The sequence below is a fragment of the Pedobacter arcticus A12 genome, assembly GCF_000302595.1.
GTDB lineage: Bacteria > Bacteroidota > Bacteroidia > Sphingobacteriales > Sphingobacteriaceae > Pseudopedobacter > Pseudopedobacter arcticus.
Map to the genome: position 1 here is coordinate 780,428 of NZ_JH947126.1, position 22,934 is coordinate 803,361.

Here is a 22,934-nt window from a genome sequence, read left to right on the forward strand (position 1 = left end):
AAATGAAAGAATTTAAAAAAGACAATTTAACGGTAAAAGTTTTTGAAAATAGAACTTTGATGGGCGAAGCTGTGGCTACCGTGGTTAGCGAAAAAATAAACGAACTTTTAAGCAAGCAAGAATTTGTAAATATCATTTTTGGCGCAGCGCCATCTCAAAATGATTTCTTCAGCGCATTGGTTCAAAAAAATGTTGCTTGGAATAAGATAAATGCCTTCCACATGGATGAGTATTTAAACCTAGATGCAGATGCACCACAAGGTTTTGGGAACTTTTTAAAAGCGCATTTATTTACCAAAGTACCTTTTAACAGCGTTAATTACATCAACGGAAACGCCACAGACTATAAAACAGAATGTGTACGCTACAGCGACTTATTAACCCAGTTTCCAACAGATATTGTATGCTTAGGTATCGGAGAAAACACCCATCTGGCATTTAACGATCCTCATGTAGCAGATTTGAACGATCCTTTTTTAGTTAAACGAGTTGATTTAGACGAACAATGCCGCAACCAACAGGTAAACGATGGTTGTTTCAGTAATATTAACCAAGTACCTACACATGCACTTACACTTACTTTGCCTGCACTACTAAAAGCACCGTATGCTGTTTGTACCGTACCAACTGATAAAAAAGCACAGGCAGTGTACCACACCTTAGTCGAAGGTGTAAGTGATAAGTTTCCTTCAACACATTTAAGAAATCATCCAAATGCCACCCTATTCTTAGATGATCAAAGCAGTACAAAAATCACTTTATAGATTCTAAACAGCATAAAAAACCATATTCCAATAACCCAAAATAAGCTCAAGAAATGAAATGTGAACTAACTACAGAACAGATACAATTTTTCCAGACCAATGGATTTATTGTCATTGAAGATTTCCTCTCTCCAGAAGAATTGGCGAAATGGCGTGAAGCAGTTACGGAAGCTATAGCAGAAAGAAAAGGACTAAAAATGCCAGGAAAAGATGCCGTAGTAGGGATGGATGATGGCATTAACAAAGATTCAGAATACTTTTCTAAAGTTTTTGATCAGCTCCTTAATCTATGGCAAACCAACGATAAGGTGAAAGACATTATGCTTGATGAAAGGATTGGTAAAATGGCAGCACAGCTTTCTGGCGCAGATGGCATTAGAATATGGCATGACCAAGCACTGTTTAAAAAACCATGGGCAAACCCAACTTCGTGGCATTTAGACACGCCGTTTTGGTCTTTTTCTGATAGAAGAGCATTATCTATTTGGGTAGCACTAGATGATGCCACTTTAGAAAACGGGTGTCTATATTTCATCCCCGCCTCATTTAAAGAAACCACTTTCGAAAATAAAGGAATAGGGAAAAACATGGATGGTATCTTTGAAGCTTATCCTCAATTTGCGCAAGTGGCATCGGTTTCTGCAAATATGAAAGCTGGTAGTTGTTCTTTCCATAATGGCTTAACCATACATGGTGCCGGCGCAAACATGAGCTGTGGAAACAGAAGAGCTATGACCTGTGCTTACATGCCAGACGGAAATGTTTTCAACGGCGAACCTAACATATTACCAGATGCCTATTTGAAAACAATAAAAGTTGGGGATTTATTAAACAACGAGGAACAAAATCCTTTAATTTATAAAGCATAAAAATATGAGCTTCGCAGTGAAATTCTTTTGCCCGCGTTGGGGATTTGAGACCATTTCTTGGGATACTTTTTTAAAGCAAGTAAAAAAAGCAAACTATGCTGGCATTGAGTGGTTTCCGTTTGCAGAAAAAACCGATTATAAAGAGGTATTAGGTTTATTAGAATACTATGATTTAGATTATGCGATAGTAATGGCGGTAACAAAACCTTACCATACCTTTGAGCAATATCTAGAAAACCTCAAGCAAGATCTACGTAGATTGTTAACAATTAGAGATGAGTATAAATCGCCGATTTTTGTAAGTGCGCAAACTGGTAGAGAGTTTTTCGACTATCCTCAAATTAAACAGTGTTTAGCTATTTGTGATCAGCTGGAACTTGAATTTAAAACGCCTATTTATCAGGAAACCCACAGAAACAAATGGTCATTTGCGGCGCATACTGTAGCTCCTGTGCTAGATAAACACACAAATCTGAAACTAACATTGGATGTTTCTCACTGGTTTTGCGTTTCCGAAAGCTATTTAGAAGACCAACAACCTGCCGTAAACAAAGCTATAGCACATGCAAAGCATATTCACGCCCGTGTTGGACATACGCAAGGTCCGCAAGTTTGGGATCCTGCTTTACCAGAATATGCTGAAGCTTTAGAAGCTCATCTTCAAATTTGGGATAAATGGGTTGCTCGAATGAGAAAAACCAATACGCCTATTACCATTACACCAGAATTTGGACCTACCCCCTATTTAACAAAAGGTAACAGAACATCCTCTTTAAGAGACGAACAGTGGCGAGTAAATTTATGGATGAAAGATTTTTTAGGAGATCGGTACGCACAATAAAAACTATGAAAAGAAAATCATTTTTACAGCAAAGTGCTATTTTATCTGCTGCTGGCCTATTCACGCTAAACAGCAACGCTTTCTCTAAATCAATTGTAGCAACGTTGATAAAAGATGGCGACGATGATTTGTACCAGCTTTTTAAAAACCCGGGAAGCAATTATCGTCCGTTTGTGAGATGGTGGTGGAACGGCAATAAAATTGAAAAATCTGAATTGGCCCGCGAACTTAAATTATTGAAAGACGCAGGTATCGGCGGTGTAGAAATCAACCCAATTTCTTTTCCGTCCAATACAGACGATATGGGCATTGCTTCTGTTGAATGGTTAAGTGATGAATGGATTGACCTTTTAAAATTCACCTTGGCGGAAGCCAAAAAACTAGACATGACCTGCGATCTTTTAGCGGGCACAGGCTTTCCTTTTGGTGCCGAGTTTTTAGAGGGTGAAGAAAGAGCGCAAGTGGTTGTAGTTGCTATCAAAAAACTGGAAGGACCAATAAAAACAGAATTCTCCGTTTTTGATCTTTTAAAAGAAGCAGACCCCGCAACCTTAAGCCCTTATACCGGGCGTAAAATGGAAATTTTAGAACTAAAACTAGTTCCAGATCCTTTAATAAACCTTGACCAAGCTATCAATTTAAAAGAGCAAGTGAAGGATGATGTGTTAAAAGTCGACTTGCCAAAAGGAAAATTTGCCATATATGCCCTTGTAAAAATTGATGGCTTTATGCGTGTGATACAAGGTGCACCAGGCGGAAGAGGCCCTGTACTTAACCACTATAACGAAAAGGCAGTCAGTAAATATTTAAACAAAATAAGCGATACTATTCAAAACAGAATTGGACCACTTGCACCAGATATCCGTTCGTTTTTTGTGGATAGTTTGGAGATGGAGGGAGCAAATTGGACCAGCGATATGATGGCGGAATTTGAGAAAAGACGAGGCTACGATTTGTATCCTTACCTACCCTTTATTTTGTTTAAAACTGGCAGAATGGGCAATACCGTTGATTTAAATTATACGGTAAATTTTGGTCCAGAAATGCAAGAAAAGCTGGACCGGATGCGGTATGATTTTGAATATACCAAGGCCGAACTCTTTAGAGAACGTTTTGTAAAAACTTACACCCAATGGTGTACAAAAAACAAAATAAAATCAAGAGCGCAAAGTTACGGTAGAGGTTGGTTTCCATTGGAAGGCAGTTTTGAGGTAGATATACCAGAATGCGAAACTTGGTTAAAATATGGCGTTGGCGAAGAAATATCCGAAGCTGATTTTACCAAATATCCATGGCATTTAGGTCGTGGAAATACGATGATCAACAAATATGTTTCGTCTGCAGCACATTTAAAAGACAAAAAACTCATCAGTTCAGAAGAATTGACAAATACCGACATGGTATTTAACGAGTCATTAGAAATCTTTAAAATAGCAGGTGATCAAAGTACCATTTCTGGTGTAACTCATCCCATTTTTCACGGCTTTAATTACTCTCCACCAGCGGCGGCTTTTCCAGGTTGGATAACCTACGGTGGATACTTTAATGAGCAGAATACCATGTGGCCGTATTTTAACAACTATACGGATTATCGGGCCAGGCAGTCGGCACTATTACAGCAAGCCACCATGTTTGCAGATATTGCGATTTTAGCTCCTACGGGCGACATGTGGTCAACCGTTGGTGCACAAATGGAACCTTTTCCATCACGGGTTACGCCACCCTACCAAAGTCTGATTTGGGAATCTATCCACCAGAACGGAAACGCCTGTGATTATGTATCGGAACAGGTAATTGCTGATATGCAGTTCAAAAAAGGTTGGATGACTTATGGTTCCAGAAAATACCATACCCTGTTTTTAATTGCAGTTAAAAGTATAGAACCAAAAACAGCAAAAAAACTTTACGATTTTGTAAAAAATGGCGGTAGGATATTCTGTATCGAATCATTTCCAGAACAATCTTTAGGTTGGTTTAATCATCAACAAAAAGATGTAGAAGTAAAAAACTGGATCAGTAAACTAAAAACCTTTCCAAAACAATTCATTTTATTAGAAAAGCCAGAGGTCAATTTTAACGATTGGTACAAGGCTATCCAAACAAAATACAGCATTACCCCTTATGTAAAAATTGCAAAACCAAACACTTTTGTAACGCAGGTGAGGTACCAAACTAAAGATTCGGAAATCTTTTTGTTCAACAATGCAAGCGCTCATAAAACCATTGATTTAGATGTAACTTTTCTATCAGAGATTAGCGCTAAAAAACAAGCTTGGATTTGGGATGCAGCCCGCGGAACCAAATTCAAATTAGACCTTAAAAACGGATCGCTAAATATTAAACTATATCCGGCTGATTCACGAATTATCGTTTTTAACAACGATAAAATCGGAGAAATATGGAAACCCATTCCAGAGGTGGTAGCAAATACAAAACCTTTAGCAAAAACTTGGAAAGTAGATTTTAAACACATGAACGGTTCGGTGAAAAGCAAAGAAATGAGCCAACTTGTAGATTTAAAAGATTTACCAGAGCTTATTGATTTTTCCGGAACGGTTTCTTATAAAACCACTTTAAACACAGCTATGCCAGCAAGCACCCATTATCTGGATTTAGGTAAGGTTTGGGGCATTGCAGAGCTCATCATCAACGGTAAAAACTTAGGCACTACTTGGTACGGCAGAAGAGCCTACAACATTGAAAAGTTGTTAAAAACCGGCGAAAACACCATCGAGATTAAGGTGACTACCGTTATGCTGAATTACATGAAATCCTTAACAGAAAACGAAACAGCGCAATATTGGTCGAATAACAAAAGAAAAGCACAACCACTTCAATCTATGGGTTTATTAGGCCCAATCTATTTATTTTAAACTAAACACAACGAACATGAAGCATCAAAAGAAAATGATTTTAATGTTATTAATCTTGATACAGTCAGTAGCTGTATCTGCGAAAGATTATAAAGCATCTTTTTTCCATATCAAACATGACGGAACTACGTTAAATACTCGTTCTATTCAATTTGCCATAGATTATATCCATAAAAATGGCGGTGGTAGATTGGTTTTCCACGTTGGAAGATATTTAACTGGCTCTATTCATCTTAAATCTAACGTAACCTTACAATTAGAAGAAGGTGCGGTTTTATTAGGTTCAACCAACCCCTTTGATTACGATAGAATTGGACAAACTGCGCTTATCCATGCCCGCGATTTAGAAAACGTAGGTATCACCGGTAAGGGAATGATTGACGGACAAGGAAGAGCTTTGGCCAATAACTCCATTGCTTATGCAAATGACGGTTTGATTGAAGATATTCTAAAATACGACCGTACCCGAGAATCCATTAGACCAATGATTATTTATTTTTACAACTGTACCAACGTAACTATTAAAGATCTTATTTTACAAAACTCGGCTTGTTGGTTACAAACCTATGAACGTTGTAAAAACATGGTTATTGATGGTATTACGGTAAACAACGTTGCCTTTTGGAATAGCGATGGAATTGATATTGTAGATTGCGACAACGTAGTAATTACCAACAACAATATTGATGCGGCAGATGATGGCATTTGCTTAAAATCACATACGGAAGGTTACTATTGCAACAACATCCTCATCGAAAACAACATTGTGCGTACCAGCGCAAACGGTATAAAACTGGGTACTGCTGGTAAAGGTGGTTTCAGAAACATCAAAGCCATTAATAATACGGTTTACAACACTTACCGCTCGGCCATTGCTTTACAGAGTGTTGATGGTGGCTTTTTAGAAGATATCGTTATCGATGGTTTAAAGAGCATCAATACTGGAAACGTTATTTACCTAAGATTAGGAGAAAGAGTTGCTGGTAAAAAATCAACGATGGACCGGATTTCCATTAAAAACGTGGTAGCAGATGTGCCTTTTGAAAAAGCCGATGCAGGTTATGATTACGAAGGACCAATTGAGGACATGCCGAGAAATATCTCCCCTATCATTATTGCTGGTTTACCTGGCCAATACATTAACGATGTAACTTTCACAAATTTTGAGGTTTCCTACCCTGGTCGTGGAAGTAAATTTATTGCTTATGTTCCTTTAGATAAATTGGATAGCATCCCAGAACAACCAGCACAATACCCAGAGTTTTCTCAGTTTAAAGAAATACCTGCTTGGGGAATTTATGTTAGACATGCGAAAAACATCAATTTTTCTAATATCCATTTAACTGCAGAAAAGAAAGATTACAGATTGCCAATTATAATGGACGATGTACACGGTGCGCAATTGAAAAAAGTAACTTTTAAACAAATAGATCAGAAAAAACTATTGTACACACAAAAATCGACCAACATTAAGGTTGATTAAATTCAATAGCTAAAGCCTACAATTTAAAAATCTATCGTAATGAAACAGCTCAGTAAATGTTTATTGATTACCGCTTTAATAGGGCAAACGGCTTATTTTGTAAATGCTCAAAATAAAACCGAATTATATAAATACATCAAACCTATTATTGGTACCCAAAAAATGGGACATACTTTTCCGGGCGCTACCGTACCTTTTGGTTCGGTACAGTTAAGCCCAGATACGGATACGCTTTCTTACGAAGAAAACGGAAAGTACAATAAAGATATGTATAAATACTGCGCTGGCTATCAGTACGATGACCCAACAATTGTAGGCTTTAGTCATACCCATTACAGCGGTACAGGTCACTCAGACTTGGGCGACTTTTTAATTATGCCAACGGTAGGCAAGGTTCAGCTTAATCCGGGAACGGCTAACAATCCAGAGAATGGTTACCGTTCAAGATATAGCCATGCAAATGAGGTTTCTGAAGCAAATTACTACAAAGTAAAATTAGATGATGATAATATTTTGGCAGAATTAACTACTTCTACAAGAGTAGGTTTTCACCAATATACCTTCCCAAAATCAAAGGAAGCCAATATTATTTTAGATTTAATGCATGGCATTTACAACTACGACAATAAAAACGTTTGGACCTTTGTTAAGGTTGTGAATGATTCTTTGGTTGTTGGTTACAGGCAAACAAGCGGATGGGCAAAACAGCGTACCGTATATTTTGCCATGTCTTTTTCTAAACCATTTAAATCTTACGGTGCTAAAGATTTCACTCCAAAAGAAGTTTACAAAGGTTTTTGGGCAAAAATCGATCAAACCAAAAACTTCTCGCAACTGGCAACAAAACAGCTTAGAATGCATTTTAATTTTGATACAGAAGATGCAGAAAAAATCAAAATCAAATTTGCCATATCGCCTGTGAGTAGTGATAATGCTTTGATGAATACGCAAGCCGAAATACCGGGTTGGGATTTTGACCGCGTTAAGCAACAAGGTCAGCAAGCTTGGAACAAAGAATTACAGCGTATCGAAGTGCAAACCAAAAAACCAGAAGAGGCTATCAATTTTTACACGGCCATGTACCACGCTTTTTTAAGCCCAACCGTTTATATGGATACCAATGGCGACTATAAAGGGCTTGACCAGCAAGTACACCAAGCAAAAGATTTCACCAATTACACTACATTTTCTTTATGGGATACCTACAGAACCCTACATCCACTTTTTAACATTATACAACCAAAAAGAAATAGTGACATGGTGAAATCCATGCTGGCCCATTTTGATCAAAGTCCCTTGCCTATGCTACCGGTTTGGTCTAACTCGGCAAATGATACTTGGTGCATGAGTGGCTACCATAGCGTATCTGTAATTGCAGATGCTATTATTAAAGGCAATTTCACTGGCGATGTAAATAAAGCTTTGGAAGCTTGCGTAACTACCGCCAACCAGCGCAATTACGAAGGCATTGGCGATTATATTGACAAAGGATATGTTCCGTTTGATAAAAACCGAACAGCCGTATCTAACACTTTAGAATACGCTTATGATGATTGGTGTATTGCGCAATTGGCAAAGAAAATTGGAAACACCAAGGTTTACGATACCTTTATCAAACGTTCAGAAAACTGGCGAAATGTTTATGATGCATCTATCGGTTTTATGCGTCCCCGTTTATCTGATGGTACATTCAGAAAAGATTTTGATGTTTTAGAAACAGAAGGGCAAGGTTTTATTGAAGGTAACGCATGGAATTATAGTCTGTACGTTCCGCAAAACCCAAGCGAAATGATCAAAGTAATGGGCGGTGATAAAAAATTTATTCCTCATTTAGATTCATTGTTTACCATGGATTTGCCCGATGCATTTTTTGCCCATACAGAGGATATAACCAGAGAAGGCATCATTGGGAATTATGTACACGGAAACGAACCCGCACATCATGTTGCGTATTTGTACAACTACACTTCGCAACCTTGGAAAACACAAAAAACGGTACGCATGATTTTAGAAAAGCAATACCACAACGGCCCTGATGGCTTGGGTGGAAATGATGATTGCGGACAGATGAGCGCTTGGTACATGATGTCATCATTGGGTTTTTATCCGATAGCACCAGCTTCTGACCGATATGATTTAGGCAGTCCATCAGTGCTAAACGCTAAACTTAACCTCGAAAACGGAAAGCAATTTATTGTAGAAGCTAAAAACCAATCGCCTAAAAACGTTTACGTGAAAGCAGTACTACTAAACGGAAAATCATTAAATCGTTCTTACATCAGCCACAGCGAAATAACAGCTGGAGGTAAATTAACCTTTATAATGTCAAGCTTACCCAATAAAAAGCTATATAATTGAGGTTACTATTTTTCAAACTAAATGAACAAGTTTTTGTACAAATTTTATGTTGCCCTAGCTTCGCTATGCCTGATAAGCATTGTGGGCTACAGTCAGGATGAATTTCAAACCATTGAGACTAGAATAACTCAATACCTAAAAGAGGAAATTAACACCGCAAAACTTGATCAGGATGTAAAAACAAATAGTACCTCTTTAAAGGCTAACGGAAGCTGGTCAACTATTGATTATTCATCCACGGCTGGCACTGGTTGGGCTCCGCTCATCCATTTAAACCGAATTAAGCAGTTTGCAGTAGCGCTAAATGAAAATATTGAAAACGTTCAATTAGCCGATCAAACGGTTAATGCCTTACGTTACTGGTTAAAAGTTGATCCAACCAGCACCAACTGGTTCCAAGGCGAAATTGCGTCGCCTACTAATATTGGCGAAATATTGATGCTTTTAAAAAACACAAACATTCTCCCAAAAACTCTGCAAGATTCCTTATTGACACAGATGAGCCAAGGAAATGTGGTAAAAGCAGTTGGCGCCAACAAATTAGACATCGCCATACACATGATTTACCGAGCTTGTGTAACCAGAGATAAGGCTTTAATGGATTCTGCCGTTCACCAAGCATTTTTACCCATTACTTTAGCTAATAAGCAAGGTTTACAAAGCGATTATTCTTATTTACAGCATGGCCCACAGTTACAGATAGCCAGTTACGGACAGGTTTTTTTAAACGGCGAATACAAAGTTGCTTCTTGGTTATTGGGTACTTCCTATGCCCTATCCGCAGAAAAAGTAAAAATACTGGACCACTATCTTGTTGATACGTTTTTGAAAACAATTAGAGGCAGATATATCGATTTTAATACTGAAGGCCGAGGAATTTCGCGGAATGATGTTTTAGACAAAAAAAATATCAGCGAACAAAAAAACGGTCATGCTTTGCTCACATTAGCAAAAAAAGTTAGCCAGAAAAACACAGAAAAACTAGAAGAAGCGCAACAGCGCATTTCGGAGAAACAAGCTCCATCGTTTAAAATAGAACCCTTACACACGCACTTTTGGAAAGGCGATTATACGCTACACTTACGACCAGCTTATTCGTTCAACGTAAGGTCGGTTTCTAAACGTACCATTAGGGCCGAACAAGGAAACAATGAAAACCTGTTAGCTAAGTTTTTACCAGACGGCTCTACAAATATTCAAAGAAGTGGTTCAGAGTATTTCAACATTATGCCCATTTGGGAATGGGATAAAATTCCGGGAATTACTAGCCGAGATTATCCAGTTGATCAAAAAATGACCATCGAATGGGGAGAAAGAGGCTTAAGTCCTTTTGTTGGGGGAGTTTCTGACGGCGTTTATGGAGCTTCTGTTTATCAACTAAACTACAATGAGGTTAGGGCAAAAAAAGCGTGGTTTTTCTTTGATGATGAAGTGGTATGCCTTGGCGCAGATATCAATAGTTTTGCTAAAGAATCCATTACCACAACGGTAAATCAGGCATGGGCAAAAGGTGCGGTAAAAGCTTTTGCAAACGGCAAATTAAGCACCGTCAATAAAAAACTATCTACCAATAATTTACAATGGGTATGGCATGATAGCATTGGTTATTATTTCCCAAGCCAAGGAAACGTGGAGCTAAGCAAACAGACACAAAAAGGTAGTTGGGCTAAAATAAACACCAACAGATCAACGGATGCAGTAAAAGGAGATGTATTTAAGCTCTGGTTTAACCACGGTACAGATCCTGTTAAGCAATCTTATGCTTATATCGTGAAACCCGGCGTAAGCGAAAAAGATATGCAAAACCAGCCGAAGAGTGCAGTGCAAATATTAGCGAATGATGAAACCATGCAGGCTGTAAAAAACGAGAACCTAAACATGATGCAGATTGTATTTTACCAAGCGGGTAAATTACAAAATCAGAAAATAGCTATTTCCGTAGATCAAGCTTGTGTATTATTAATCAAAGACATTGATTCTGAGCAACCAACCATATATATTGCAGATCCTACGCAAACATTAACAGATTTAAAGCTAACTTTCAGCTCTGAAATGCTCAAAGTAACGGAACCGATATCGGTAACTTTACCACAAGGCAATCAAAAAGGAGCTACGGTAAGTATCAAACTGAATTAAATTAAAACCTATAAGAAAACAGAAAATATGATCATTAAAAAAATTGCCCTTTCCCTTTTGTTGGCAAGCACTATGGTTAGTGCAATGGCCCAAAAACCTTTGGTAAATGTGAAGAAGGAATTCGCTTTTGCTACCAAACAGTATGAAAATATGTTGGCCAGCCACCCAGACATTAGGAAGTTTCCACAATCTACTAAAAAAGACGGATCGCCCGATAATAGAACCTCAGAATGGTGGTGTAGTGGATTTTTCGGTGGTTCACTATGGTATTTATATGAATTTACCGGCGAAGACAAATGGAAAACCGCTGCCGATAAATGGACCAAAGCATTGGATAAAGAAAAATACAATACCCGTACTCATGATTTGGGTTTTATGCTTTATTGCCCCTACGGAAATGGTTACCGCCTTACAAAAAACAAAGACTATATAGAACCAATGGTTACGGGCGCAAACTCTTTAGCCACCAGGTTTGATCCAAAATATGGTGTAATCAAATCTTGGGATAAGCATGCCGACTGCGAGTATCCGGTGATTATTGATAACATGATGAACTTAGAATTTTTGTTTTGGGCAGCTAAAGAATCTAAAAACAATAAGCTACGCGATATTGCCATAACACATGCAGACAACACTTTAAAGCATCATTTCAGAGATGATTTTAGCAGTTACCATGTAGTTTGCTATTTACCCGGAACAAAAGTTTTTAGAAAGAAAACGCATCAAGGTGCTGCAGATTCTTCTGCGTGGGCCCGTGGACAAGCTTGGGCTTTATATGGTTACACGATGATGTATAGAGAAACGAAAAACAAGAAATATCTGGCTCAGGCAGAAGGTATAGCAAAGTTTGTTATCAATCACCCAAACATGCCTAAAGATAAAGTGCCTTATTGGGATTTTGACGCACCAAAAATCCCTAACGAAGAAAGAGATGCCTCTGCAGCCGCAATTTTTGCATCATCGCTATTGGAGCTAAGCACTTTTACAAAAGCAGAAAACAAAAAGCTATACTTTTCTACCGCAGAACAGATGTTGGTTAGCTTGGCGTCACCGGCTTATACCGCTAAACTAAACGAAAACAACAACTTTATTTTGAAACATTCGGTTGGGCACAAACCTGGGAATTCTGAGATCAATACGCCTTTGGTTTATGCAGATTACTATTATTTAGAAGCATTGTTAAGATACAAAAAGCTTACAAAACAATAAGGCGATACAAAAGGCTCGAAAACAAAAGGACAAGTCGGAATAGGCTTGTCTTTTTAATTTAAGCTAGTGTCCGTGTCAACCTTAACATGTCGGTTCGGTTGTCACCCTGAGCGGAGTCGAAGGGTCATTCGCAAAGGCTTCGACTCCGCTCAGCCTGACACAACATACTTGACACGACACTGGTTTTTAATTGCTGTACGATTTATAATTCTCTTTGGTAATGATATCTATAGGCATAAAATGCGTCGCTTCTACATGTGTATTTAGTACAACGCTCTGATACAATGCCATAATACCTTTATAACCTTGTTCTTGTGGTTTCTGACATATTAAAAAGTCTATCGTTCCTCTTTTTAACTGTGCTATGCTTTCTGTTAAAAAATCGTAACCTACTAAAAATAAATGATTAAGGTTATACTTCTCTATATATTGGGCAACAGAAAATACCCTCGAATTAGTTACAAAAATTGCTTTTATATCGCTATGCTCAGAAAAAACCTCTTTAAGCTTGGCCTCTACAGATCTATAGTCTGTTTGCGTGGTAATATCTGTTTTAATAATATTTACCTTCTTCTCATGATCTTTAAAATAAGAAATAAAACCTTCTTCTTTTCTTAATAAGTGGTGATAACTGTCAATTTCTTTAGAGATGTTAACAATCAAAATTTTATCGCCTTTTTTTACCAGATAATTGATCATGTGCGCACTCAAATGCCCACTCTGGAATAAATCTGGACCTATATAACTTAGCCGCGAATCATAAGGAATATCTGAATTTATAAAAACCTGTGGAACCTTTGCTTGGCTACATTCCTTGGAAAACGCTAAGCATTCATCCATAAAAATGGGCGCTACCAGTATCCCATCAATATTGTTTTTTAAAATTTCTTTAGACTGCTTTACAAAAGATTCTTTATCGTTTTGATCGTAAAAGTATTTATCCACTACAATTCCAAACTGCCTAATTTCTGCTTCGGCAAACTCAATACCTTTAATCGGTGCTTTCCAAAACTCTGTCTCGGATGATACTGCTGGAATTAGACTTGCAAAATGTAAAACTTTTTTCGAGGCTAAGCGCCGAGCTAAAATGTTGGGCTGGTAATCCAGCTCTTTCATTATTACCAATATCTTATTTTTTGTCTCTTCAGAAACACCTTTTCTACCGTGTATAACTCGGTCAACAGTACCGGTAGAAACTTTTGCTCGTCTCGCAATTTCCTTTACGCCAGTTAGCATATTTGTTTTCATTTCTCCACACTCTGTTATTGTCTGTAAAAGTATTAAACTATTCGATAAAAGATAGTGAAAATTAAATTTAAAAACAACGATAAAAATGATTTTAGTTGCCGATTATCAAGCCGTTGCGAATAAAAGCCTGCCTTGTAATTTATTGCTCAAGATTAACGAAAGCTGAAAAAGAAAATCAAAATGAAGACGAGCTGAGGGAGTAGAGTTTGTGGCGTAGTTGAATGACCAAAAGAAGAAAAATTAGACGAGTAAAATAAAGTTACACTCGCCTAATTTTATAGTGGATATTAACAAAAAAAGGAGCTAGTGTCATGTCAACCTTAAAATGTCGGTTCGATTGTCACCCTGAGCGGAGTCGAAAAGTCATTCGCAGAGGCTTCGACTCGGCTCAGCCTGACACAACATACTTGATATGATACTAGTTACTTAATTAAAAAGTTTGCATCTTCCTGTATTCCTTCGCTGTTAGATTGCATCAACACATCATCATTTACCATATCAATAGCTTCGGTTGCAGATGGGTAATTGCCTTTATAAGGTTTGTTGCTGATTAAATTATACGCAGAAATTAACGACCATCTTGGTGCATCACTTAAATTAGCATCAGAGCGGTGTAAGGTATTGCTATGGAAAAACAAAGTATCACCTGCCTCCATTTCTACATAAACCAGTTCTAATTGCTCCATCAATACATCTATCCGTTCTTGGTTTGCACCAACTTGTTCTCCACTAAAACCATGTTCTATTCTGCCCAATAAATGAGATCCTTTTAGCACTTGCAGGCAGCCATTTTCTTTAGTGGACGGACTTAATGCTGTAAGTACGCTCAGCATCTGTGGGTATAAAAAGCCATCGCGGTACCAATAACCATAATCCTGATGCCACTCCCAAGCGCCACCAACTTTTGGTTCTTTTTGCATCAGTTTAGAATGAAAATGTGCAGGTTTACCGGCTAACAAAAGTTCGACACCTGCTACAATTCGTTCGCTTCGAGCTAACAAACTATAAGCATCATCGCCCAAAGAGTACCATAATGCAAGTTTAGTTCTTAAACCGTTGGCATCTCCCCTATCAAATGATTTATGACTAATCACTTCATCGTGGATGGCAATGTCGTACAGTTTTTTAACTTCTTGCGATTTCAGCATGCCTTTAATCAGTACATAACCATCTTTATCAAAAAGATCTTTGTCTGCTTTACTTAGTTTTTTATAATCCATTTTCTTGAGTTTGATTTGTTTTTATTTCGGGTATTAAACGAGTAAGTAAGAAATAGCCAAGTAGATAGGTACAGCCCACCATCATAAATATACCACCGTAGCCACCGGTGAATTCTAAAATCCTTCCGGTTAAAAGTGATAATACAATACCTCCGCTTACCGCAGAAAGTGTTGCTACGCCCATTACGGTGCCCACCTCATCTGATGGAAAAAGATCTGTAATGGTGGCGAAGATGTTTGCGGTCCAGCCACAATGCGCCGCCGCACCTAAGCCAATTAGTATTACGGCCGTCCATAAATCGTCTGTAAAACCAACGCCGCAAAGTAATAATGCCATTAAAGCACATACCAAAAGTGCCTGTTTCCGGGCTGCGTAAATCCCTTTCCCTATTTTTATCAAGTACGAAGAATAAGTTCCACCAGCCAAACTACCCACATCTGCCATCAAATAAACAGCAACCAAGGGCCAACCTAAAGATGAAGTACTGACGGCTTTTGTCTCGTTCAAAAATTTTGGTAGCCAGTACAATAAAAACCACCAAGTTGGGTCAGAGATAAATCTTACCAAACAAATGGTTAAAACTTCTCTTTTTAATACCACCTGTTTCCAAGTTTTAGAGCTTTTTACAGCTACTTGTTCATTCACAATTACCTGTTCATGAACAATCAGTGGCAGTTCTGGCTTTTTATAAATCAATAACCAAAAGAACAACCATATAAAACCGAGCGCTCCTATTAAAATAAAAGCCCATTGCCAACCAAATCTGTAGGCAATAAATGGAATTAATAAAGGCGCTACAATAGCTCCTATGTTAGAACCGGCATTAAAAAAACCAGTTGCAAATGCTTTTTGCGATGGGGGAAATAATTCGGCGACGGTTTTAACGCTTGCCGGAAAGTTGACAGATTCTCCTAAACCCAAGCTAAAACGGGCAAGCCCAAAACCTACAGCGCCTTTTGCAAACGCATGTGCCATTCCCGCTGCGCTCCATAAAGCAACACCGATTGCAAATATCCACTTGGTGCCAAACTTATCCAGCAATTTACCTGTCAATACCACGCCCAAGCCATAAGAAACCTGAAATGAGGTAACGATATAGCTATATTCTACCTCGCTCCAATTATACAAGTGCTGTAATTCGGGTGCCAGAATACTGAGTACATGTCTGTCCAAATAGTTGATGGTTGTACTAAAAAAGAGTAGGATACAGATTTTCCAAGCATAAGAGATTTTCATATTTATTTAAAACAGAAAGATTTTCCGAAAAACGGATTTAGGTGAATTGGTTATTACGAAGCTAATTCAAAAACTCAGGAGTACTTAGCTCTAATTTTGCCAACTATAAAACAAATTTTGCCCTTATAATCATTTATACAAAAAAATTAGTAACTTTTGTTCAATGAAACCAGTTCATTTAAAGGTACCGGCTTATAGTAAGTTTTATATTGATGCTCGACGAGAAAAGGTGAGCTATTTTGCAAATCCTTGGCATTTTCATGATGAGCTGGAACTTACTTTTATTATCAAAAGCGAAGGCACAAAATTCATTGGCGATCATATTTCGGAGTTCAAACCCGGGGAAATCATACTTTTAGGTTCACGTTTACCTCATTATTGGCGCAACCATCAAAGTTATTATCAAAACACAGACGGTGACGGCGCCGAGGCAATCATCATCAGGTTTAACCCTGATTATGCGGGTAGCGAATTTCTTAAAATTCCGCCGATGAAACCGGTGTTGGATTTATTAAATGACGCTAAGCGAGGAATTGCAGTGAATACAAAAAGCAATTTATTGTTGCCTCAGCAATTGATTCATTTTTTAACACTTGACGAAGGCGAAAGGATTGTTGCTTTAACAAACATTCTGCTAACCATCGCCACGCAAAAGCAATACACCTTTTTATGCAGCATTGGTTTTGCGCATCAATACAAAAGCAATGATATCGAAAAAATAGATGCAGTTTATAATTATGTATTAAACAATTTCAAAAGCGATTTAAGCGTAAAAGACATCGCTCTAAAATGTAATATGAATACCGCTGCGTTCTGTAGATATTTCAAAAAGAAAACGGGCAAAACCTTTAAAGATTTTATGAATGAAATTAGGCTAGGAAACGCCTCGGGATTACTCCTTAAAGGCGATTTAACCATTGCACAAGTTGCATTTGAATCGGGTTTTAATAATCCATCTTATTTTAACCGTTTATTTAAAAGAACAAATGGCAAAACCCCCAAAGAATATCAGCAACAATACCTAAATCCAAACTAATAAAACATGAATATCATTTTTTTTATCCCTCGGTGGGGAAACCGAGATTTAACATGGGCTGATTTTGCTTTGAAAGCTAAAAAAGCTGGCTACCATGGCGTTGAGGCTGGCTTACCAACCGGCAAAAGTGAGCAGACAGAGATGTTTGATGCGTTCCGAAACAATGGTTTAGCATGGATTGGACAACATTTTGAAACCGCTACTGCTGATTTTGAGGAGCACTGCAAGCAATACGAAACCAGGCTATTACAGTTAGCGTCGGCGAAACCGATTTTCATTAATTCGCAAACGGGTAAAGACTTTTTTCCTTTTGAACAGAACAGTAAATTGATTGACATTGCAACTGCCGTAAGTGAACAAACTGGTATCAACATCCTACATGAAACGCATCGTGGCAAGTTCAGTTTTTGTACATCGGCTACTGCTCCATATTTAGAACAGCACCCCAATTTACGCTTAACCGCCGATTTTTCTCATTGGTGTTGCGTCGCAGAATCGTACTTACAGGACCAAAAAGAGATTTTAGATGTAGCCATTAGCCGGAGCAATCATTTTCATGCTCGGGTGGGTTTTCCGGGAGGTCCTCAGGTCAATAACCCCGCCGCTCCCGAATGGCAGGAAGCGATCGATTTCCATTGTGTTTGGTGGGATGCGATTGTACAGCATCACCTAGTTAAAAAATCAGAGACACTGACCATCACCTGCGAATTTGGTCCATTTCCCTACATGCCACAGTTACCATTTAGTAAACAGGATGTGAGTTCTTTATGGGATGCAAATATGTTTATGAAAAACCTTTTAGAAAAACGATACGCTAGCTTAAAATAACAGTTTGTACTTGTTAAAGCAGGGTTCTCGAAACAGAAACCTTACTCGGACAAAAACGCTTAAAGAACACACCTGCTCCGTTAGGAGCTACCGCTTTGTAACCTCTAGCTACTATATAGGTGCTTTGCTCCGTAGGAGCTACCCTTTGCAGTCTTTTATCTACAAAGTGGACTAGGTAGCCCCTACGTAGCATTTCCTGTCATATGTGGACTCTTACAAAGCGGTAGCCTCTACGAGGCTTATTGTCGAGAGGTATTAATCTCAATGGCGAAAACAAAAAAAATTACCAACAAATAAGTAACGTCATTCCATATTGGTTTATATGAAATATATTAAGCCTCGATATGACGGTCTAAAGAGAAAAACCACTAAACATTTCCTCACCCCCGGCCCCTCTCCTTCGGAGAGGGGCCGGGGGTGAGGCTCCCTACTTCCGCAATAACCAATAACCTAACGAAGAAATCCCCCGCGGATACCAGTAACCAATCCACACATCATCCTTTTTAAGCAAACCGTCGTTATAAGCGTACGGACTATTTTTGTTCCAATTGTAGACATAAGACGCAGATGAATGTTTAATACCGTACCATTGGTCGGCAACAACATCGGCGACAATGGTTTTGCTAAACCACGTAGTACCTTCATCAGTAGTTAATTTAATGCCATAATCGGTAATGCTTTGTGCATAAGTTGTGGCATAATCTTTCTTCAACACTGCTGCCAGCTCACCTAATAATGGTGCTTTTGATCCAGCTAATCCGGGTAAAAACAAACCTTCGCCAATAACCACCGAACGTTGTTTCCACTTAGGAAAAGCTTCATCCAAACTCACTGGGATAAAACCATATTTACTTTGCGCTGCTTTTAAAGTTGCAAGAATCGTTTTCGCTTCGCTTTCTAAACGGTTTGCCTGCTTCTCTCTTAACGATTCGTTATTTACTGCAACACCAGCTTTTTTATAGCCAACACCTTCCCCATCAACAACACCAACAGCGGTTGCATCAATTGTTTTTGCTTTTTCTTTGTTAGATAACGCCCTAAACATTTCTGCCGCTACCACATAAGCGCTAAACTGTTTGGCTCCTAAAAAAGTATTATCCGGCGAAAGCTTCAAAGCCTCGTTAGCATCGTAAGTTGTCCAACCGTAAGCTTTATCGGCTATCCCATTACCATTTGTGTCTCTGTTCATTACAGATTGCATCAAAACATCAACTGTACCTAGCATTGACCTCACGAAGCTATCATCGCCACTAATTTTCCAGTACCAGTACAATAGCAACACAAACGAAGTATTCTCTTCTACCGCCATATGCGGACCGTAATCGTAATTGGCAGTTTCACTTACAAAAGGCAAATCACCAACGTCATGGTATAAATACGGACCATATTCTGCAGCCGTCATTCCTTGCTGATAAGCGGGTTTGTTCTGAACCGGATTTGCTGCTACCGTTAATTCTGCCCGAGCGATGTAATGTGTCCATTGTGCCAGTTGCAGTTTTAAACGCCAAGGAGCAAAAACAGCACTTACTTCTGTTTCGTGTGCAACGTCTACAGTGCTTAAATGTTTAAACCTACCTTCCGAAACATAAAAACTAGGTTGCTTATTTTTATCGATCAAGAAAAAAGTATTTGCCAGATCTGTATGAAACGATAATGCCAAAACCCATTTTTCCTGAGCGTTTAAGGTGTTGTTCATCAAACTGTTTTCAAATTTTTGCGTCAGGCTGATGTTTTGCGTAGCATTATCTTCGGCATATTTTACAACCTCGGCAATGTTTTTCCAGTATTGCGTATAGTAAAACTTAAGCGGTAAGTTTATACGTCGGTCTTCAATAACCGTACTGTCATTATAGGTAGCATAAATCTGTGTAAACTCCTTTCTTGCTTTTTTCGGCAAGTTAAACTCGTAATATAAACCTCCAAAACCGTTTTCGGTAAACACACCTTTGGCAGGAGTTTTAATTGCTTTTAAAGCTAGCTTCGCATTTAAATGTGCCATATCTCTAAACAGCATACTTTGATCAGTATTTTCTGGCTTGGTAGGCTCGAGCGCCATATAATTGAAGCTCTTTACCGGTGTTTTTGCCAATCCAATCTGAAGTTTACAGCTTTTGTTTGCAGCGCTTGAGTTGTCTACATTCACCTGCATATAAAAACCCGGAAATATTTGGGTTTTTATCGCCACACTATCTTTCAAATCTTTAGAAGGTGTAAAAGAGGATATCAGGGTGAAATTAACTTTGATTCCCTCTGGCGTTTCGCCTGTGATTTCCATGGAAGTTGGTCCAAATTTCAACTGCTGGTTTTTAAGATAGCTCGCATTTCTGGGTAGTTTGGTCGTTCTAAAACAGTAAAGCTTTTTATCTACCGTTAAACCGATCAATAAACCAGTCTGGTCATCCATATCAAAACCCAAACTACTAGTTTGCATACTCTGTTTCTCATTTAACAACGAGAATGTAAACCTGCTACCCAACCTTGAGTTAAGCAAAGAAAAATCTGTACTATCTGTTAAAGGTGTGGAGATTAAATTTTGATCAACCTTAAAACTTTGCGCATAATTAGCTAAGTAAAAGCCAGTTAGCACCAGTGTAAATAACGTTTTTTTAAAATTCATTTGGTAAATGTTAAAATGTATATTGATTAGTTACTTTTAAAACCTGAGGCTGGCAAACCTTCCTGATTGTATAAATTGGCACCTTCTGGATCATCTGCCCAAGCGTAACGGACAGCTTGTGGATTTTTAATTGACGGATTCCAAACCACAACTTGTTCGCTCACTATGCTAGCCTGTGCGGGTACAAAGTTTTTCCCATCAGCAGATATGCTAAACTGGTTAAGTTGATTTCCTAAGTTTTTTAATCCCGTACCTATGTGGTCAAAAGAAACATAAACTTTATCGCCTACCACCTTCATTGATTTGTAAATAGGCCCAGAAAACACCACGTTTTCATGGTAAGCAAGCTTTTGCGCAGCCAAAGCAAGGCGTTTCCCTACATCTCGCTTATTAGCCGGATGGATATTGTTTTTCTCGCCAAGATCATGAATAACAACCATGGCGGTGTTAGGAACAGTTAATGTTTTTAGCTGTGCTTCCCGCAACAGCGCAAAATTGCTAATCTCGGGTTTCGCGTTTGGTGGTAAATAATTTGCCAGCTGAACATACAAAAACGGAAGTTTTTCTTGTTGCCAGTCTTTCCGCCACAATTTAATTAAAGAAGTAAAAATCTCTTGATACTCGTAAGCCCTTGCAACGTTACTTTCGCCTTGGTACCACACAAAACCCTTAATATTATAGTTAGCAACAGGTTTAATCATGCTATAATAAAATGCCGTTGGCGTACGGAACGATAAACCATTGCCATCCGCCAAGTACGTTTTTTGAATACCAAATCTAAATTGCCAAGGCTTATTTAAGGCTATTGAATCGTCTTTAAATTTTAATTGATAAATATTTTTTGGATGAAAACTGAAGCCGTTGGCATTACTCATGAGCCTAATGGTAATCGTGTTTTTTCCGGATTTTAAAATGCCGGCGTTAACTACATAATCACGATCGCTATAGCTACTGTTGATGCCACCAACCTTTTGACCATTAATGTAAGTTTCATCTAAGGTGGACATGGTTCCTAATATTAAATTTGCAGATTTCCCCGCCAATGAAGCTGGTATTTCTACCTCGGTTTTAAACCACATTACACCGTACTTTAATCCTAAAAACTGCTTGATGAACTGATCTAAGCCGGTCATCTCTTTCCATTGTGCATCTTTAGCATAAGGCGTTTTTGCCCAGTTTTCACGGATGCCTAAATCATCTTCTTCGGCAGATTTATGCCAGGCGATAGTTTTTAGGTGGTGATCCGTTAATACCCGAGATACTTCGGCAGTGTCTTTTAAAGGATCGGAAACCTTTCTATAATCAGGAAAACTGGTTAAAGACTCGCTATCTACCCAAGACTGTATGGGTGTTCCACCTACGCTTGAATGGATAATCCCGATTGGAATTTTGTACTTCTCATATAAATCTTTGGCAAAAAAATATGCAACAGCAGAAAAATTCAGAACAGTCTCTGGATTTGCGCTAATCCAACCTTTCTCTGTTGTAACGTCCTCTAGTGGATTAAAAGCCATATTTCTTTGCACTGTAAACTGCCTAATCATAGGATTTCTGCTGTTTTCAATAACATCGGGATAATTGGCTTTAATGTTTGGCCTACTCATTAAAGCTTCCATGTTTGACTGCCCAGAGCATAACCAAACATCTCCAACCCATACATCATCTAGCTCAATATTATTAATCAACATTTTAAACGGACCGCCAGCTTGTTGAGGTTTAATTGTTAACAACCACTTACCATCTGCTTGGGTTTTAGTTTTGTAGATTTTGTGCTTAAAACTTACAGCAATTGCTTCGCCTGGCTTTGCCCAGCCCCAAATTTTAATGTTTTGATCGCGTTGCAGTACCATTCCACTGCTTACCAGTTTTGGAAGTTTAACTTCCGCTTGGGCAACCAGCGTAAATAGCATGGTAATTAATAAACAGTACATTAATCGTTTTAGAAGAAGCATTGTTTTCGAGAATTATAATTGGTTTTTAATCAGTTTATGAATTACAATAATAAGCTATTATTTACAATAATTTAAATAAATACCCCCATCGTCTGCGTACACGAATCAACATGTTGATTAAAACGTTTAGGAGTGCCTTTTTCAATTAGGAAGTGCTAATTTCTTTTTTTGATGTGAAAGTAAAAGCCGATTTAAAAAATCGCTAACAATAAAAAGCCCGATAGAAAAAAATTCTATCGGGCTAAACTCTCTTATAAAGAATT

Annotated in this window: 15 protein-coding genes; 10 read left to right on the forward strand and 5 right to left on the reverse strand. The window is 38.3% G+C overall.

From position 1 onward, the window contains the following. Positions 1 to 2: 2 nt before the first annotated feature. Genes B176_RS0110435 through B176_RS0110470 form a run of 8 tightly spaced genes read left to right on the forward strand, consistent with a single transcriptional unit; the run spans position 3 to position 12,533 of the window. Positions 3 to 764 carry a 6-phosphogluconolactonase gene (locus B176_RS0110435; protein WP_017258754.1) on the forward strand — a complete coding sequence of 254 codons (762 nt, stop codon included), beginning with the start codon at positions 3 to 5 and terminating at the stop codon, positions 762 to 764. Between the two features lie 53 nt (positions 765 to 817). Continuing rightward, entirely contained in the window at positions 818 to 1,633 is an 816-nt protein-coding gene (locus B176_RS0110440) for a phytanoyl-CoA dioxygenase family protein (protein ID WP_017258755.1), read from the forward strand. Between the two features lie 4 nt (positions 1,634 to 1,637). Beyond that, positions 1,638 to 2,474 (forward strand): sugar phosphate isomerase/epimerase family protein, encoded by an 837-nt coding sequence (locus B176_RS0110445; protein ID WP_017258756.1) that lies wholly within the window; start codon positions 1,638 to 1,640, stop codon positions 2,472 to 2,474. Positions 2,475 to 2,479: 5 nt separating this feature from the next. Then, positions 2,480 to 5,347, forward strand: coding sequence for a glycosyl hydrolase (locus tag B176_RS0110450; protein WP_017258757.1), 2,868 nt, complete (start codon positions 2,480 to 2,482; stop codon positions 5,345 to 5,347). A 16-nt stretch (positions 5,348 to 5,363) separates the two neighbouring features. Beyond that, on the forward strand, positions 5,364 to 6,830 hold the full coding sequence (locus B176_RS0110455; RefSeq protein ID WP_017258758.1) for a glycoside hydrolase family 28 protein: 1,467 nt from the start codon (positions 5,364 to 5,366) through the stop codon (positions 6,828 to 6,830). Positions 6,831 to 6,869: 39 nt separating this feature from the next. Next, positions 6,870 to 9,188, forward strand: coding sequence for a GH92 family glycosyl hydrolase (locus tag B176_RS0110460; protein WP_017258759.1), 2,319 nt, complete (start codon positions 6,870 to 6,872; stop codon positions 9,186 to 9,188). A gap of 21 nt (positions 9,189 to 9,209) precedes the next feature. After that, positions 9,210 to 11,324: a polysaccharide lyase family 8 super-sandwich domain-containing protein gene (locus B176_RS19415; RefSeq protein WP_017258760.1), complete on the forward strand. Its 2,115-nt coding sequence runs from the start codon at positions 9,210 to 9,212 to the stop codon at positions 11,322 to 11,324. 27 nt (positions 11,325 to 11,351) lie between these two features. Beyond that, positions 11,352 to 12,533: a glycoside hydrolase family 88 protein gene (locus tag B176_RS0110470; protein WP_017258761.1), complete on the forward strand. Its 1,182-nt coding sequence runs from the start codon at positions 11,352 to 11,354 to the stop codon at positions 12,531 to 12,533. A 186-nt stretch (positions 12,534 to 12,719) separates the two neighbouring features. Here B176_RS0110470 and B176_RS0110475 read toward each other — a convergent pair whose 3' ends face one another. The 3 genes from B176_RS0110475 to B176_RS0110485 all read right to left on the reverse strand — a co-directional run bounded on the left by B176_RS0110475 (position 12,720) and on the right by B176_RS0110485 (position 16,238). Next, the gene (locus tag B176_RS0110475) at positions 12,720 to 13,781 is read right to left on the reverse strand and encodes a LacI family DNA-binding transcriptional regulator (RefSeq protein WP_017258762.1); all 1,062 of its coding nucleotides are present in this window, start codon (positions 13,779 to 13,781) and stop codon (positions 12,720 to 12,722) included. 422 nt (positions 13,782 to 14,203) lie between these two features. After that, a complete protein-coding gene (locus B176_RS0110480) occupies positions 14,204 to 15,001 on the reverse strand; it encodes a phytanoyl-CoA dioxygenase family protein (RefSeq protein WP_017258763.1) in 798 nt (265 codons plus the stop codon). Further along, entirely contained in the window at positions 14,991 to 16,238 is a 1,248-nt protein-coding gene (locus tag B176_RS0110485) for an MFS transporter (RefSeq protein ID WP_017258764.1), read from the reverse strand. The genes B176_RS0110480 and B176_RS0110485 overlap by 11 nt, the downstream gene beginning before the upstream one ends. A 163-nt stretch (positions 16,239 to 16,401) precedes the next feature. On the opposite strand from B176_RS0110485, the gene B176_RS0110490 reads away from it, so the two are divergent. Then, a complete protein-coding gene (locus tag B176_RS0110490; RefSeq protein ID WP_017258765.1) occupies positions 16,402 to 17,274 on the forward strand; it encodes an AraC family transcriptional regulator in 873 nt (290 codons plus the stop codon). Between the two features lie 6 nt (positions 17,275 to 17,280). Beyond that, on the forward strand, positions 17,281 to 18,102 hold the full coding sequence (locus B176_RS0110495) for a sugar phosphate isomerase/epimerase family protein (RefSeq protein WP_017258766.1): 822 nt from the start codon (positions 17,281 to 17,283) through the stop codon (positions 18,100 to 18,102). A 427-nt stretch (positions 18,103 to 18,529) separates the two neighbouring features. Here the strand turns inward: B176_RS0110495 and B176_RS0110500 are convergent, their stop codons facing one another. Further along, positions 18,530 to 20,719, reverse strand: coding sequence for a glycoside hydrolase family 52 protein (locus B176_RS0110500; RefSeq protein ID WP_017258768.1), 2,190 nt, complete (start codon positions 20,717 to 20,719; stop codon positions 18,530 to 18,532). Positions 20,720 to 20,745: 26 nt separating this feature from the next. Then, positions 20,746 to 22,650, reverse strand: coding sequence for a sialate O-acetylesterase (locus tag B176_RS0110505; protein ID WP_017258769.1), 1,905 nt, complete (start codon positions 22,648 to 22,650; stop codon positions 20,746 to 20,748). Positions 22,651 to 22,934: the final 284 nt, after the last annotated feature.